The organism is Mammaliicoccus sp. C-M13 (genome assembly GCF_022386845.1).
Lineage (GTDB): Bacteria > Bacillota > Bacilli > Staphylococcales > Staphylococcaceae > Mammaliicoccus > Mammaliicoccus lentus.
On the sequence record NZ_JAJNHQ010000008.1, the window covers coordinates 77,984 to 95,345 of the forward strand.

General features: G+C 30.9%; 15 protein-coding genes. 13 read left to right on the forward strand and 2 right to left on the reverse strand.

Annotated elements, in window-relative coordinates; all coding sequences use genetic code 11:
- Positions 1-11: 11 nt before the first annotated feature.
- The 7 genes from LQ615_RS07805 to LQ615_RS07835 all read left to right on the forward strand — a co-directional run bounded on the left by LQ615_RS07805 (position 12) and on the right by LQ615_RS07835 (position 5,962).
- Positions 12-770, forward strand: coding sequence for a dihydroorotate dehydrogenase electron transfer subunit (locus tag LQ615_RS07805; RefSeq protein WP_017000579.1), 759 nt, complete (start codon positions 12-14; stop codon positions 768-770).
- Entirely contained in the window at positions 767-1,693 is a 927-nt protein-coding gene (locus LQ615_RS07810; RefSeq protein WP_017000581.1) for a dihydroorotate dehydrogenase, read from the forward strand. The genes LQ615_RS07805 and LQ615_RS07810 overlap by 4 nt, the downstream gene beginning before the upstream one ends.
- Positions 1,694-2,386 (forward strand): orotidine-5'-phosphate decarboxylase, encoded by a 693-nt coding sequence (gene pyrF, locus LQ615_RS07815; protein ID WP_017000583.1) that lies wholly within the window; start codon positions 1,694-1,696, stop codon positions 2,384-2,386. It abuts the gene before it with no gap.
- Between the two features lie 5 nt (positions 2,387-2,391).
- Positions 2,392-3,000: an orotate phosphoribosyltransferase gene (pyrE, locus tag LQ615_RS07820; RefSeq protein ID WP_064204133.1), complete on the forward strand. Its 609-nt coding sequence runs from the start codon at positions 2,392-2,394 to the stop codon at positions 2,998-3,000.
- 28 nt (positions 3,001-3,028) lie between these two features.
- On the forward strand, positions 3,029-3,307 hold the full coding sequence (locus LQ615_RS07825; RefSeq protein WP_064204064.1) for a hypothetical protein: 279 nt from the start codon (positions 3,029-3,031) through the stop codon (positions 3,305-3,307).
- Positions 3,308-3,632: 325 nt separating this feature from the next.
- Positions 3,633-5,228 (forward strand): SLC13 family permease, encoded by a 1,596-nt coding sequence (locus LQ615_RS07830; RefSeq protein ID WP_174700882.1) that lies wholly within the window; start codon positions 3,633-3,635, stop codon positions 5,226-5,228.
- A 326-nt stretch (positions 5,229-5,554) separates the two neighbouring features.
- A complete protein-coding gene (locus tag LQ615_RS07835) occupies positions 5,555-5,962 on the forward strand; it encodes a VOC family protein (protein ID WP_064211148.1) in 408 nt (135 codons plus the stop codon).
- A gap of 68 nt (positions 5,963-6,030) precedes the next feature.
- On the opposite strand, the gene LQ615_RS07840 is transcribed toward LQ615_RS07835, so the two are convergent.
- On the reverse strand, positions 6,031-7,722 hold the full coding sequence (locus LQ615_RS07840; protein ID WP_135020912.1) for an Rqc2 family fibronectin-binding protein: 1,692 nt from the start codon (positions 7,720-7,722) through the stop codon (positions 6,031-6,033).
- A gap of 173 nt (positions 7,723-7,895) precedes the next feature.
- On the opposite strand from LQ615_RS07840, the gene gmk reads away from it, so the two are divergent.
- From gmk to LQ615_RS07870, 6 genes are all read left to right on the forward strand, one after another.
- Positions 7,896-8,519, forward strand: a complete 624-nt coding sequence (gene gmk / locus LQ615_RS07845) for a guanylate kinase (protein ID WP_017000160.1) — start codon at positions 7,896-7,898, stop codon at positions 8,517-8,519.
- A complete protein-coding gene (rpoZ, locus tag LQ615_RS07850; RefSeq protein ID WP_017000158.1) occupies positions 8,519-8,719 on the forward strand; it encodes a DNA-directed RNA polymerase subunit omega in 201 nt (66 codons plus the stop codon). Before gmk ends, rpoZ begins: the two co-directional genes overlap by 1 nt.
- 196 nt (positions 8,720-8,915) lie before the next feature.
- Positions 8,916-10,118, forward strand: a complete 1,203-nt coding sequence (coaBC, locus tag LQ615_RS07855; protein WP_070045131.1) for a bifunctional phosphopantothenoylcysteine decarboxylase/phosphopantothenate--cysteine ligase CoaBC — start codon at positions 8,916-8,918, stop codon at positions 10,116-10,118.
- Positions 10,115-12,523, forward strand: a complete 2,409-nt coding sequence (priA, locus tag LQ615_RS07860) for a primosomal protein N' (RefSeq protein WP_135020914.1) — start codon at positions 10,115-10,117, stop codon at positions 12,521-12,523. Before coaBC ends, priA begins: the two co-directional genes overlap by 4 nt.
- Positions 12,524-12,730: 207 nt before the next feature.
- Positions 12,731-14,218 (forward strand): glycosyltransferase, encoded by a 1,488-nt coding sequence (locus tag LQ615_RS07865; RefSeq protein WP_239703858.1) that lies wholly within the window; start codon positions 12,731-12,733, stop codon positions 14,216-14,218.
- A gap of 26 nt (positions 14,219-14,244) precedes the next feature.
- Positions 14,245-16,404, forward strand: coding sequence for a bifunctional glycosyltransferase/CDP-glycerol:glycerophosphate glycerophosphotransferase (locus tag LQ615_RS07870; protein ID WP_135020918.1), 2,160 nt, complete (start codon positions 14,245-14,247; stop codon positions 16,402-16,404).
- Positions 16,405-16,566: 162 nt separating this feature from the next.
- On the opposite strand, the gene LQ615_RS07875 is transcribed toward LQ615_RS07870, so the two are convergent.
- Positions 16,567-17,280 (reverse strand): c-type cytochrome, encoded by a 714-nt coding sequence (locus tag LQ615_RS07875; protein ID WP_135020919.1) that lies wholly within the window; start codon positions 17,278-17,280, stop codon positions 16,567-16,569.
- Positions 17,281-17,362: the final 82 nt, after the last annotated feature.

Here is a 17,362-nt window from a genome sequence, read left to right on the forward strand (position 1 = left end):
GGGGGATCACAATGTCTCATTTAATGACAGTTGTATCAAATAATCAAATTGCAGACGCTATTTATGAATTAAAAGTTTATGGTGATATTACGAAAAATATGAAAAAACCTGGCCAATTCGTACACATAAAGGCAGGTATGGGTACTGAACATATGTTAAGAAGGCCTATATCAATTTGTGAAGTGAATCGAGAAGATGAGACTTTCACAATGCTTTTTAGAAAAGAAGGGCAAGGAACTGAAAAAATTTCTAAACTAAAATCAGGAGATTCTATAGATGTTATTGCACCTTTAGGTAATGGTTTTCCAGTGGAAGAAGCACAAAATACCGCTTTATTAGTAGGTGGCGGTATTGGTGTGCCTCCACTATATGAATTATCTAAACAACTTAATGCAAGAGGAATTAAAACAATTCACGTGTTAGGTTTCCAAAGCGCAAAAGATGCATTTTATGTCGAACAATTCGAATCTTTAGGAGAAACGTATATAAGTACGGTTGACGGAAGTTTAGGTACAAAAGGATTTGTTACAACTGTTATTGAACAATTAGAAACACCTTTCGATATATTTTATAGTTGTGGTCCCAAAGTGATGCTCAAAGCATTAAAAGCACAATTAAGTGATGTTAAAGGTTACATTTCTTTAGAAGAACGCATGGGTTGTGGGATTGGTGCATGTTACGCCTGCGTGTGCCATACTGATGATGATGTAGGTTATGTTAAAGTATGTACAGATGGACCAGTATTCGAAAAAGGAGCCGTTATCATATGAGTAGATTAAATGTAACACTACCAGGTTTAAATTTGAAAAATCCAATAATGCCAGCAAGTGGATGTTTTGCATTTGGTAAAGAATTTAGTCAGTTTTATGACTTATCAGAGCTTGGATCTATTATGATAAAAGCTGCTACTAAAGAAGCAAGATATGGGAACGAAACACCTCGTGTTGCCGAAACTGCTAGCGGAATGATAAATGCTATTGGATTACAAAATCCAGGGGTTCATCATATTATTGAACATGAGCTAAAATATTTAGAGCAATTTGATGTACCAATTATTGCTAACGTAGCTGGTTCAACAGAAGAAGAATATGTATATGTAGCAGAACACATTTCAAAATCACCTAACGTACATGCATTAGAATTAAATATTTCATGCCCAAACGTTAAAGAAGGTGGCATACAATTCGGAACAGTACCAGAAGTAGCAAGTGATTTAACGAAAAAGGTAAAAGAAGTATCTTCTGTTCCAGTGTATGTTAAACTATCTCCTAATGTTACGAACATTGTTGAAATGGCTAAAGCAATCGCTCAATATGCAGACGGAATCACGATGATTAACACTTTAGTTGGTCTACGTGTTGATGAAAAAACAGGAAAGCCGATAATAAGTAACATTGTTGGTGGTTTAAGCGGGCCAGCAATTAAACCTGTAGCTTTAAGAATGGTTTATGAAGTTAGTCAAAATATTGATATTCCCATCATTGCAATGGGTGGCGTTAGAACAGCTCAAGATGTAATCGACTATATATCAGTAGGTGCAGATGCAGTAGCAGTAGGAACAGCTAATTTTGAAAATCCTACAGTATGTAAAGAAATTATTGATGAATTACCAAGTTTATTAGATAAATTAGGGGTACAACATATTCACGAACTTAAAGGTAGAACATATAGACAAGAAGGAGTTGTAAAATAAATGAAAGATACACCAATTATTGCATTGGATTTTGCAACGCTGAAAGAAGTAGAAAATTTTTTAGACTTATTTGATGAACCACTATTTGTGAAAATTGGAATGGAACTATTTTTACAAAATGGTCCTGATACAATTAAAGCAATTAAGGATAGAGGACACGACATATTTTTAGATTTAAAGCTACATGACATACCAAATACTGTACAAAGTGCATTGGCGGGATTAGGAAAATTTAATATAGATCTTATTAATGTGCATGCAGCAGGTGGCATAGAAATGATGAAATCTGGTTTAAAAGGCCTGAAATCTACGAATCCTAACGCAAAATTAATAGCTGTAACGCAACTTACTTCTACTACTGAAGAACAAATGCAGAAAGAACAAAATATCCAAACATCTATAGAAGACTCAGTTGTTCATTATGCTAAAAATACTAAAGATGCTGGTTTAGATGGGGTCGTATGTTCACCATTAGAATCTAAAATATTAAAAGAAACTCTTGGTAAAGAATTCTTGAAAGTAACACCGGGGATACGATTAGAAACGGATAAAACGCATGATCAACAACGTGTTACAACTCCAGAAGAAGCGAAAAATCTTGGTTCAACACATATTGTTGTAGGCCGTTCAATTACACAACATACGAATCCAGTGGAAAGATATCACGAAATATTACAAAGATGGAAAGGATAATGAACATGACTTCAAATATTGCACAATCATTATTAAAGATAAAGGCGGTTACACTTTCACCAGATGATCCTTATACTTGGAGTTCAGGCATTAAATCGCCAATATACTGTGATAACAGAGTCACGTTAGCTTACCCTGAAATAAGAGAAGACATTTATAAAAGTTTAATTAATTTAATAAAAGAACATGCTAATGAAGTAGAAATTATTTCAGGGACTGCAACAGCTGGCATACCTCATGCTGCATTTATCGCCGATGATATGAAGCTACCTATGAGTTATGTAAGATCAAAAAGCAAAGGGCATGGTAAAGGTAATCAAATTGAAGGTGCTTCAAGCAAAGGAAAAAAAGTTGTTGTCATTGAAGATTTAATTTCTACAGGTGGTTCTTCAATCAATGCAGTAGAAGCATTATTAGAAGATGGCGCTGAAGTATTAGGTGTATTCGCAATATTTACATATGGTATTTCCAAAGCAGAAGAAGCATTTAACAAAATTAATGTTCCATTTTACACTTTATCAAACTATGATGAACTTGTAACTGTGGCAGAAAAAGAAGGATTTATAGAAAATAAAGATATTAAAACTTTAAAAGAATGGAAAGATACTTTATAATGAACTCATATAAAGGGGGCCGTATTTTATGGAAAGTGAACATCGTTTAACTGCTGAAGAAGAACGTGAGCAGATTAAAAAATGGGGACACATTAATGATTTTCTTAAAAAAGATTCTAACAAACCGGCGGACTTTGAGCATTCAAAAGTAAGAGACGATAATTTTAAAGAAAGAACCGGCTATACAAATAATACAAATGTAGACAGAGATAGAAGATATGATTTAGACGATAAAAACATTTTCAAAAGTATAAAAAAAGAACTAGAGAAGAACGGATTCTTTAATACAAAAGAACAAAACAATTAAAAAATTTAAATTATAGCTATTTCTGAGGCTGGGGCATATATACATGCCCCAGCCTCGATTCATTATAATGGCAGTAGCTGACTGGTTTGAAAATGCACTTATATCAAGCTTTTTCAACCCCAGTCATTCTTGCCGAGGTGGGACTACGAAATCTTTTTAATAAAATGAGATTTCTGGCCCACTCTTTTTTATAAATATATATATAATTTTATACTTCCGTATATATAAAAAGCATAAATATTATAATAATTTAATAAAAATAGTATTCTAAAGAAGTAATATTTGTTAAAATGTAAACGAATACAATTTAAGGGGGTAGTAATATATGAAAGAAAAGGGAAATAAACTTACCGATAAGCTTTGGAAAGAAAGTGGAAGAACTAAAGAAATGTTAAAGTTCTTTTCAGCAGATGCATTAAAAGGACAAAAAGAACCAGAACCAAAGTTAAAAGCATATAATACAGCACAGTTAGTAGGATTAATTTTAGGGCCTTTATTATTTTTAATTGTCTTATTATTTGTTAGTCCACCAGGACTCAGCCAAAAAGGGGTTTATGTTATGGCTGTAACACTTTGGATTGCAGTTTGGTGGATTACAGAAGCTATCCCTATTCCGGCAACGAGTTTAATGCCTTTATTCCTATTTCCTTTAGGGGGCGTAATGGATAGCGAAACAGTGTCTAGCGCTTATGGGGATGACATCGTATTCTTATTCTTAGGTGGATTTATTATTGCTATTGCAATGGAAAGATGGAACTTACATACAAGGATTGCACTTGTTATCATTAAAAGTATCGGGACAAGTACAGGGCGAATTTTATTAGGATTTATGATTGCTACTGGTGCTTTATCGATGTTTGTGTCTAATACAGCAGCAGTAATGATCATGATTCCAATTGGTTTAGCTATTATTAAGGAAGCACATGAATTAACAACTGATGATTCTAAAGAACATCATTTATCACAATTTGAAAAATCGCTTGTTTTAGGTATCGGGTATGCCGGTACAATTGGTGGTTTAGGTACTTTAATTGGTACACCACCGTTAATTATTTTAAAAGGACAATATGAGAAAATATTTGGAGAAGAAATTAGTTTTGCCCAATGGATGGTTATGGGTGTGCCAGTAGTTATTATTTTATTAGCTATTACATGGGCATATTTAAACTTTGTGAAATTTAAACACGATATGAAGGAGCTACCAGGTGGTAAAGAAATAATTACAAAAGAATTGAAAGCTTTAGGTAAGACAACTTATGAAGAAAAAATCGTGTTAACATTATTCTGTTTAGCAGCATTTTTATGGGTATCAAGAGAATTTTTACTTTCACAATTTACATTTACAGAGCTTGTTAAAGATGGAACGATTTCAATGTTCGTTGCGGTATTATTATTCTTAGTGCCCGCAAAAAGAAAATTTGCTCGAATTTTAGATTGGTCTATTGCAAAAGACTTACCATGGGGAATTTTATTACTATTTGGTGGTGGTTTAGCTGTAGCATCAGCTATTACAGAAAGTGGTTTAGATAAATGGATGGGTAAACAAATATCTAGCCTTGAAGGTATTAACATCATCTTGATTATCTTTATTGTTACACTGTTCGTACTATTCTTAACTGAGATTACATCGAATACAGCTACAGCAACAATGATATTACCGATTTTAGCGACTATAGCAGTGGGTATACACATACATCCACTTGCACTGATGATACCAGCGGCTATGGCAGCAAACTGTGCATTTATGTTACCAGTAGGTACACCACCGAATGCGATAGTATTTGGTACAGATAAAGTATCCATTCGAGAAATGGCGACAACAGGATTCTGGTTAAACTTATTCAGTTGTGTTGTAATCGTGATATTTGTTTGGTTCATGGTGCCATGGTTATTCGGCATCGATTTAATGTCTACTAAATAAAAAGTGCATAAATATTAAAAACTAATTTTATAAATTACAAATGGATTTATAAATAAAAAGCGTCACTCCGTTAATTCAAAATATGACGGAGTGGCGCTTCAGTTTGCTTTTAGCTTATTATTTTATAAAAGTTTTTATAATCAATGTTTATCCTAAGAACAATTTTATGAAGACATAACCTATAATGATGATTGCTAATAAGATGACAACCGGTAATAATAATGACAATGACATAATATCTCTCCTTTGTCTTTAAACCTTATAATGATTATACTCATTATATAAGATAAAAGAAACAATTTAAATACGTTAATGGAGTGAAACCAATGATACCTAAAATAACAACATTTTTAATGTTTAATGGTGAAGCGGAAGAAGCTATTAAATTTTATACATCTATTTTTAAAGATAGTGAAATACTAACTATGGTTAAGTATGACGAAGAAGGGCCAGGTGAACCTGGAACAGTACAACATTCTATATTTAAAATGAACGGTGAAATTTTTATGGCGATTGATCAAAGTAACGGAGTAGATATTGAAATGAACCCAGCAATGTCTTTATATGTTACTTGTGATAATGCTATGGAAATGGAAACCTTGTATTCAGAATTAAAGTCAGGCGGTGCTATTTTAATGCCTAAAACAGAAATACCCCCAACTTTTAGAGAATTCGCATGGGTACAAGATAAATACGGCGTTAATTTCCAATTAGCATTGCCAGAAAATCAATAAAAAATAGCAGTGAATTCTCCACCAACGTGGAATTTTCACTGCTATTTTTATAACTTTATTATGATGAATTATTTCTTTAATAATTTCTTTATATCATCATAGTCAGTTGTAACATATAGCGTCGATTGATGATCATAAGTTACAAATCCTGGCTTTGCTCCGCTTGGTTTGTGTACATTTTTAATTTCAGTATAGTCTACAGGTATTTGACCTGATTGACTTGCTTTTGAATAATATCCTGCAATCATTGCCGCTTCATTTATCGTTGTTTCTGTAGGCTCTGTATCTTGTATAACAACATGTGAACCTGGAATATCTTTAGTATGGAACCAAAGTTGGTTCTTTCTTGCGATACGATGTGTAAGATAATCGTTTTGTTTATTATTTTTACCTAATAATATTGTTTGATTATCAGATGATTCAAACGTTGTTAAAGTAATTTTATTAGATTTTTTCTTTTTATTATTTTTACGTCTTTTTACAAATCCTTGTTCTTCTAACTCTTCTCTAATATCGTCAATATCTTCAACAGAAATATGTTTAAGTTGTTGTTCCAATGACTCGAAATATAGAATGTTAGATTGAGTAAGTTTAATTTGTTTTTCTAATTCTATTTCACGCGTTTTTAAACGGTTATATTGTTTATAATAATATTGTGCGTTCATAGAAGGTGATTTAGTTGGATCTAAAGGAATAGTAATAGGCTCGTTATTATAATAATTAATTGTTTCTAACGATTCATCACCTTGTTTTATTTGATACATATTTGCTGTAATCAATTCACCATATAATTGTTGTATATCTTTAGTACTTGCTGCTTCTTGTTCGTTAATAAGTTTTTCTAACTTATGCTTATTCTTCTGTAAATGTTGGTCAACAATTTTAACTAAGTCTAATGCACGTTGTTTTACACGTTCTCGTTCTCCACGAGATTCATAAAAACGGTCTAAACATTCATGCAATGTGTTAAAACTTGTATAGTCTTGTCCATAAGAATGTAGAGGCATAAAATAGAAAACTTCTTTACCAGTTGAGTGGTTGTTATATATGACTGGCTTAGGTTCTTCCTTTACTTCGTTAATCACTTCATCGAATGCTTCTACAAGCGTACTTTGGTTCATGAACGGTCTTCTAGATACAATTTCTTTTGTGATAAGTGGACTAAATCCTTCGAATTGTTGAAGTAATTGTCTATCAATTTTACCAGAATTAAAATCAATATATTTATTAATATCGTCTACTTCAAAAGGATTCATTTTCTTAGTTGTAGGTGGATATTCATATTTAAAACCTGGCATAATCGTCCGAGCAGTATTTGTATTTGGTGTATGATGTTTAAACCCATCTATAATTTTACGTTCACCATCTACTAAAATAATATTGCTATGTCTTCCCATTATTTCTAAAATGAGGGTACGTTTTCTTAAGTCACCAATTTCATCTCTCGAATGAATATCGATTTCAACTAATCTATCATTTCCAATTTGCGTTATCGCTTGTATGATACCACCATCGAGATGTTTTCTTAAAACTCTTAAGAACATCGGTGGATCAAAAGGATTCTCTAGTTTTTCTTCAGTAAGATGAAATCTACTAAAATTAGCATGCGTAGATAATAATAGATGATTATTCTTTCTTTCACTACGAATTGTTAAAATAATAGTGTCGTTACTTGGTTCTGTTATTTTATGAATTCGCCCAGTTACGAGCGATTGTATATCTTCTACTATCTTTCTTGTAAATAAGCCATCAAAAGCCATTTGCATTCACACCTTTTTAAAAAGTCAATTTATTGTAACATGTAAGGGATTAAATGAGTATATTTCTGTTTAAAGTTTACAACCTCTCTAGCCATACAGAATTGAAGTATGGTAAGATATAAAAAACAAAATGATGATAAATCGTTAGTATTCATTAGGAAAGGTCGTTTGACATGAACATAGAAAAAGGGTTACTGATTGTTCTCTCAGGTCCGTCTGGTGTCGGAAAAGGAACAGTAAGAAAATCAATCTTTGATGATCCTAGTACCGATTTTAAATATTCTATCTCAATGACTACAAGGAATATGCGTCCAGGTGAAACTGATGGCGTAGATTATTTCTTTAAATCAAGAGAAGAATTTGAAGCTTTAATTGCCGATGATCAATTTATAGAGTATGCTGAATATGTAGGTAATTATTATGGTACACCTGTACAATATGTAAGGGATACAATGGATAACGGATATGATGTATTTTTAGAAATTGAAGTGGAAGGCGCTAAACAAGTTAGAAAGAAGTTTCCTGAAGCTTTATTTATATTCTTAGCTCCACCAAGTTTAGAGCATTTAAAAGAAAGACTTGTTGGTAGAGGCACAGAATCGAATGAAATTATTCAAAATCGTATTACTGAAGCCCGTAAAGAAGTAGAAATGATGAATCTTTACGATTATGTTGTCGTGAACGACGAAGTAGAATTAGCGAAAGCACGTATTCAATCAATTGTTGAAGCTGAACATTTGAAAAGAGAACGTGTAGAAGCTAGATATAGAAAAATGATATTGGAGGCAAAAAAATAATGTTATATCCAGCACAAAATGAACTTAAAGATAGTATTAACTCTAAATATTTAATCGTAACAACAGCTGCAAAGAGAGCACGTGAACTTCAAGAATATCCTGATAGTTTATTATTAGATGAGTATCGTTCTCTTAAAAATGTAGGACAAGCACTTGAAGAGATTGCAGCTCATAAAGTACAAGCTAAACTACAAGATTAATATCTCCATAATATCAGCAGGCTGGGACATTATTATGTCTCAGCCTTGTTTATTATATATACAGTAGCTGATTGGACTGGAAATGCGCTTATAACATACTTTTTTCAATTTAATATATAGATTGAATTCATGACAGTATAAATTAAAGAATGTATAATAAGTGTTAATAATAATTGTAATTTGGAGGCGTACACAAATGAAGAATATACTTCTAGCTGTTACTGGTGGCATAGCTGCCTATAAAGCGATTGATTTAACAAGTAAATTAACACAAAACGGATACGTAGTGAGAGTGATGTTAACTGAAAATGCCCAACAATTTGTTACTCCTCTAGCTTTCCAAGCAATCAGCCGTAATCATGTTTATACAGATACTTTTGACGAAAAAGATGTTAGTGAAATACAACATATTACTATAGCAGATTGGGCTGATGCTGTTATTGTTGCGCCTGCTACCGCAAATACTATTAGTAAGTTGGCAAATGGGTTAGCAGATAATATGGTCACATCTACATTACTAGCGACTACAGCGCCTGTATTTATCGCACCAGCGATGAATGTTCATATGTTGGAACATCCTTCTATAGTAGCGAACATGGCTAAATTAAGAGAGTATGGTTATAAATTTATTGCACCTGGAGAAGGATATTTAGCATGTGGTTATGTAGCCAAAGGAAGAATGGAAGAACCGATTACAATATTAACGATTATTGATGATTATTTTAAAGAAAATTTAAACCTTCAAACTTTTTCATTACAAGGCAAAAAAGTTTTGATAACTGCAGGTCCGACTATAGAAAAAGTTGACGCAGTAAGATACTTTACAAATCGCTCTAGTGGAAAGATGGGTTATGCACTGGCTGAAGCAGCAAGAGACCTAGGTGCCGAAGTTATATTAGTAAGTGGAGAAACTCAATTGTCTCAGCCTAAAGGTGTGGAATACGTCCAAATTACAAGTGCAGAAGATATGTTTCAAGCTGTGAAACAGTACAAAGATAATATGGATATGATTATTAAAGCTGCAGCTGTAGCTGACTATACTCCAGTTGAAACATCAGATAAGAAAATGAAAAAGCAAGATGGCGACCTTGAATTAGTCTTTAAACGAACGACAGATATTTTAAAATATTTAGGTGAACATAAACAAAATCAATATTTAGTTGGTTTTGCAGCGGAAACTGACAATGTAGAAAAATATGCTATGGGTAAATTAAAAAAGAAAAATGCAGATGTGATTATTTCTAATCATGTTGCAAATCAGGAAATTGGATTTAAATCTTCTGATAACGAAGTTGAAATGTTCTTTGCTAATGGAGATAGAGTACCATTTAAAAAAGAATCCAAACAAAAAATAGCATTTAAAATTTTAAACGAAATTGCAAGTAGGTGGAATTCTTGATAGCTCATGTAGTAGTAGATATACCTTCTAAAAATGTAGATAAAACGTTCGATTACAAAATACCACAAGACATTGAAGAAATCGTTAAAGTTGGTGTGCGTGTAGAAGTGCCATTTGGTTCAAGAAAAATCCAAGGCTTTGTTATCGACATTAGTGAACATTTATCTAGTGATATAGATGCCTCTAAATTAAAATCAATAATAAGAGTTAAAGATTTTAAACCAGAACTTACATCTGAATTGATTAAGTTAAGTGAATGGATGGCGAATTTTCATTTAGTTAAACGTATATCCGCTCTAGAAATCATGTTGCCAAGCGCTGTGAAAGCAAAATACCAAAAAGTTTATCAAGTAAATGACCCAGAACCTTTACCGGCAGAATTGTTAAATACCTTCAATAAAGAAGGTATTTTAACTTTTGATCAAGCTCAGAAACTACAAATTGTTTCAGAGCTTGAACATTTTGTAGATAAAGAAATATTGTCTAAAGATACGATTGTAGGTCAACAATTAACGCGTAAATATGCAACATGTGTACGGATTATACCGACTGATAGATTAGATGAAATATTGGAAGCTATTAGTAAAAAGGAAAAACAATTAGATGTGTTAAATTATTTGATAGAGCATCGTCATGAGGATGTGTTGTTAAGAACATTAAAAGAAGAAGGATTTTCAAATTCTAGTATTCAAACACTTGTGAAAAATCAAGTATTGGAAAAATATGAAGCGGTCGTTAATCGTGATCCGTATGAGAATAGAATATTCGAAAAAGAAAATAATAAAGAACTTACTGAAGCACAGCAATCAGCTTTCGAAAATATAGATAAATCAGTTTCAAATGAAGAATCAAAGACATTTCTATTACACGGTGTCACAGGTTCAGGTAAAACTGAAGTGTATTTACAAACGATAGAAAACGTCCTTAATCGAGGTGAACAAGCAATAATGCTTGTTCCTGAAATTGCATTGACGCCACAAATGGTTAATAGATTCAAAGCGAGATTTGGTGATGAAGTTGCAGTTCTTCATTCAGGCTTATCAAAAGGCGAAAAGTATGATGAGTGGCAAAAAATTAGAGATGGTAAGGCGAGCGTTTCAGTCGGTGCTAGATCAAGTGTCTTTGCACCATTTGAAAATTTAGGTCTTATTATAATTGACGAAGAACATGAATCGACATATAAACAAGAAGATTATCCAAGATATCATGCCCGTGAAATTGCCATATGGAGAAGTGAATATCATAATTGTCCTGTTGTGCTAGGCTCAGCAACGCCAAGTTTAGAAACATTTGCACGCGCAGAAAAAGGTGTTTATCATTATTTAGGATTACCAGACAGAGTGAATTTGCAAAAAATGCCTGAAATAGCGTTAGTGGATATGAGAGAAGAACTTCAAGCAGGGAACCGTTCAATGTTCTCTGAACCATTAACAAGAGCGATTCAAGATAGAATCAATAAAAATGAACAAATCGTATTGTTCTTAAACAGAAGAGGTCATTCGTCATTTGTATTATGTAGAGATTGTGGACATGTACCGCAATGTCCAAATTGTGATATTTCATTAACTTATCATAAAACAACAGATGATTTAAAATGTCATTATTGCGGATATAGTGAACCGATGCCACCGACTTGTCCAAGTTGTGGTAGTGAACATATTAGACAAATGGGTGTGGGTACACAAAAGGTTGAAGAACTTATATATGAAACATTCGATGATGCCAAAGTTATTCGAATGGACGTAGATACTACGTCTAAAAAAGGCGCCCATGAGCGACTGTTAAATGCATTTGGAAATCAAGAAGCAAATATATTATTAGGAACACAGATGATTGCTAAAGGATTAGACTTTGAAAATATAACATTAGTCGGAGTTCTAAATGCAGATACAATGTTGAACTTGCCTGATTTTAGATCAAGCGAAAAAACATTCCAACTCTTAACACAAGTAGCAGGGCGTGCAGGAAGACATGAGAAGACTGGAGAAGTAATGATACAAACGTATAATCCAGAACATTACGCTATTCTAGACGTAACTAAAAATGATTACTTATCTTTTTATGAAAAAGAAATGAAATTCAGACAAGTAGGAAGATATCCACCATATTACTTCCTTGTTAACTTGACCATTAGTCATTTCGATAAAAGAAAAGTATTAAAAGCATCGAAACATATACATGATATTTTAGTACAACATGTGACGCCACAATCATTTGTGTTGGGTCCTTCACCAAGTCCGTTATCACGTATTAACAACCAACATAGATTCCAAATACTTATTAAATTTAAAAGCGAACCAGGGCTACTTACAGCACTGCAATACTTAGATGACTACTATCACGAACAATACATGAAAGATAAACTATCATTAGAGATTGATATAAATCCGCAAATGATGATGTAGAATGCTTGTTTAATTATAACTTCATTAAAAATAATTTCGATTAAATTATTGAACTATATAAATAAGTATGAAATAATAAAAGTTATAGTTTAATAATTATTATTTGAATTGAGATAAATCCTCACTCTTTGAGAGTGAGGATTTTTTATAATAAAAAAGGGTAAAATAATATAATACTTAATTATATAAATCAAAGGGGGACTTTTTTTGTTACACACTATAACATCGACATTACCACCAATACACGGAGGTAGAACAAAATCGTTATTATATAGAATAAAATTTTTAGAAGAAAAGTTAAATGAATCTACTATTATTCATACAACGAATTATAATCCTGATTATTTGAACGTATATGAAGATTTTAAAAAAAGAAATATTATTAGCAATAATTTAATCATTAGAAATCTTTATGAATGGTTATCTGGAAATAATTTATTAGAAAAACATAATAAAACTTCACTATTTTCTAAAAGTCCTAAACAGACTTCTATCGAAATATCTGGTTTAGAGTCAAAAATTGATAATAATATTGTTAGGTATTATAAAGGAAATGAGTATGTTTTATATAGACAATTCTATGAAGGATCAAAAGTGTTAATGTTTGAAGATTTTATGTCTCCAATATCTAAAAAGAAGTTGGAAAGAAGAGAGTATACAAGAAACGGTGTTTTACATCGAATTACAAATTATTCTTCGTATAATTATTCTAAATTATACGAAGAATATTATAATAAAAACGGTGAATTATATTTAAAAAAACATTTTTCTGATATAAATAAGAATAAATTATTGTACATTATTCTGTATGAAAATCATGTTCCAATTAAATTTTTTAAAACTGAAAAAGAAATGTTCACATTCTATTTCAATAATGTTTTGGAAGAGAATTCAATAGTTTTTAATGATGCAAGATTATTGGATAAACCTCTTATAGATTGTAATAAAAAATTGAAAAGAGTTTTAGTTTTTCACAGCACTCATTTTGTGGAAAATGGTACTAGAAATTCATATAAATTAGCTCTAAATAATAGTGATAAAATTAGCAAATATATTGTTTTAACAGATTATCAGAAGAATGATATACAGTCAGAGTTTGATATTAATGATGATAAAATTAAAGTAATACCTCATTTTGTAGAAACATTAAACACTGAAAAAACTTTTGAAAAATCTAATCAATTTTGTTACGTAGGCAGAATTTCAAAAGAAAAACAGATTGATCATATAATAAAAGCATTTAAAATATATATCGAAAAAGGTAACAATTCTAAGTTGCTTATATATGGAAAAGATGAAGATGGAGAGTTAAATAGGTTATCTGAATTAGTTAAAGAGTTAGATTTAACTAATTATATTGAATTTAAAGGATATACTAGCAATCCAGCACAAGTTTTTGAAAAATCAATTGCATCTATATTAACTAGTAAATTCGAAGGTTTTGGGTTAACGGTTATGGAAAGTATAAATAATGGTTGTCCTGTATTATCTTATAATATTAGATATGGTTCTAGTGAGTTAATAGATAATTATAAAAATGGTATATTAGTTGAACAAGATAATATTAATGATATGGCAAAAGCAATGGAAAATGCTAGATATAAACCAATGAAAGATGTAAAATTGAGCGGTAGATTCAGTTTAGATTCTGCAATAAGAAATTACAAAGAATTAGTAGATGAATTAAATTATTAATCAATGTAATAAAGGAGAGTAAAACATTGAATAAATTAACAATTATTATTACTTATTATAATAATGAAGAACACATAAAAGATTGTATAAATAGTATAAAGAAACAAAGGAACCAAAATTTTGATTTAATCATCGTTGATGATGGATCCACAGATTCATCTACTAGAATATTAGAAGAAGAAATAAAAGGCTTTAATAAAAATATTAACTTGATAAAAAATGAAAACAATAAAGGGCATGCTTATGCAAGAAATATTGCTCTAGACAAGGTAGATACACAATATGTAATGTTTCTTGATGGTGATGATCAATTAGCTAGTTATTCAGTTGAATATTATCTTTCTAAAATAAATGGTACAGATGGTTTAATAGCTCCTATTCATAAATTTACTATTAATAGACCACAATATGTCAATAAAGATAAAGTTAGAGTAGAGTATCTTACACAAAAATCAAATCCAAATTCTTTTTTAAGAAAAAATTCAGCTTGTAATATTGTATTTAAAAATACAATTATTCAAGCACATAATATAAGGTTTAATGAAAGCTTGAAAATATATACTGATGCTTCATTTGTATTGGAGTATATCAACTACGCTGAAAGATTTGTGAGATTGTTTGATTTTCCATTTTATTATAGAGGAGAAGTGTACGACCCGTTTAATGGAAATACTTTAAGTGATCAAGATTTTATTTTAACTTTTGAAGATTACGTTAACAGTTTTCTAGATTCAATGAATAGAACAAATAATAAAAAAGTACAAAAATTCTTAATAAATAAAATGAAACAAAAGATAAAAAATGGTTTTGATCCATCATTAAAAGATATAGATTTAAGGTACAAAATTCTAGAAAAACCTTTAGTTGATGCTGTTAAAGCTTTAAAATGGGATCTTCTTAAAGATGCGAAATTATTATATGACCTTGAAGTGCTATTTTTAACCATGAATTCTGTTGAAAATGCTAAATATATCAATAATTTAAGAGGTGTTTCTAGACACGTTAAAAATATAATACAGAATAATAAGATGAAAAACCGTTCTAAGTATCAACTAACAGATAAAGAGGACTGCGTTGATTCTAATACAATTGTCTTTGAATCTTTTGGTGGAAAAAACTATAGCGATAGTCCTAAATATATATATGAATATATGCAAAAAAATTATCCTCAACTAAATTATATTTGGGTATTTTCTAATCCCAATCAAAATGTAATTATGGGAAATGCGATGAAAGTGAAGAAGGGCTCAAAAGAATACTATGAAGCCTATTCAAAAGCGAAATTCTGGGTAACTAATGCTCGCTTACCACTTTATTTAAATAAAAAAGAAAATCAAATATTCATTCAAACATGGCATGGTACTCCGTTAAAAAGATTAGCCAATGATATGAAAGTAGTTAGAATGCCTAATACAACTACAGCAAATTATAAAAAGAATTTTTACGAAGAAACTTCTAGGTGGGATTACTTAATATCACCAAATCGATATTCAACGAATATTTTTAAAACTGCTTTTTGGATGAACGAAGAGAGAACTTGGGAGATTGGTTATCCACGAAATGATGTATTAGTTAATAGACAAAATGATACAGAATATATTAAACAAATTAAAAAAGATTTGAATTTACCTGAAGATAAAAAAGTGATTATGTATGCTCCAACATGGAGAGATGATGAATTCGTAAAAAAAGGACAATATTTATTTGATTTAAAAATTAACTTAGCTAATTTACAGGAAAAACTTGGCGATGAATATGTAATTTTATTAAGAATGCATTATTTAATTGCTAATTCATTAGATTTAAATGGATATGATGATTTTGCAATTGATGTATCAAATTATAGTGATGTTTCCGAGTTATATTTAATAACTGATGCTCTTATTACTGATTACTCGTCAGTAATGTTTGACTTTGGTATATTAAAACGTCCTCAATTCTTTTTCGCATATGATATAGAAAAATACGATAAAGGTTTAAGAGGCTTCTATATGGATTATATGAATGAATTGCCGGGTGAAATTATAACTGATGAATTTAAATTAGCAGAAGAATTAAAAAAATTAGATGAGCATAAATTAAAATATAAAAATAAGATTGAAAATTTTTATGAAAAGTTTTGTTCTATTGAAAAAGGCGAAGCATCAAAAATTGTAGGAGATTATATATTTGAACAATCGAAATAAATTTATACAATAATTACAATTTTACTTATATACAAGCAAAATATTATGAATAATATAAATCTCTATGATAATGAATAATATTATATTCATTTCGTGAACATAAAAGTAATAAAAAAGCCCCTAATAAAGGGGCTTTTTTATTATATAGAATTATCAAATCAATTATTTAGAACTTACTTCTTCTAATTCCTGCCAATCATAATCATGATTTAATATTTGTTCCCTTTCTTTTTCAGAAATTTTATCGTCAGGTTCTCCACCTTTCGGATAAAATTTTTCTTTTGATTTATTTACAAACTCTGGTCTATCTTGCGTCAATATATAAGCAGTTATGTCTGAAGCTTCTTGTTTGCTCAACGTTCCTTCTTCACCAAAAGGCATATTATGATAAATGAAGTCATACATTTTTGAAAATCTACTCATACCTGCACCAGTATTAAATGAGTCTGGTCCCCATAACGATGGTCCTGTAAATGAGGCACTCGATGAACCATTGCCATGACAAGATAAACAATTATTTCTATCGAATGCCTCTTTTCCTTTATCTACATTAGGTTCAGGTATATTTTTTGCTTGTTCTATCTCTGGTGCTTCAGATTTTTTAATGTCTTCACTAATAAAATCTAAATAAGCTACCATTGCTTTCATTTCCTCACTATTTTCTTTGATAGGTTTCCCATTCATACTCCTAGCAAAACACCCATTAATTCGCTCTTTAAGTGAAACATCTCTACCTTCACGATCTCTGTATTGTGGGTATTTTTTAGAGACACCTTCTAGAGAAAGAGCATTTCCATTTCCTCCTTGAGCATGACAACTCGTACAAGCTAATTTGTTTCCAACATGCTCAGGCATTTTAGAGTTGGTATAAATCATTAATTCTTCACCTTTACGTAATAACTTACCTTTTTCAGTGTTAGCGTCAGTCGTCCGAACTGATTTTACTGAACTTTCTTTT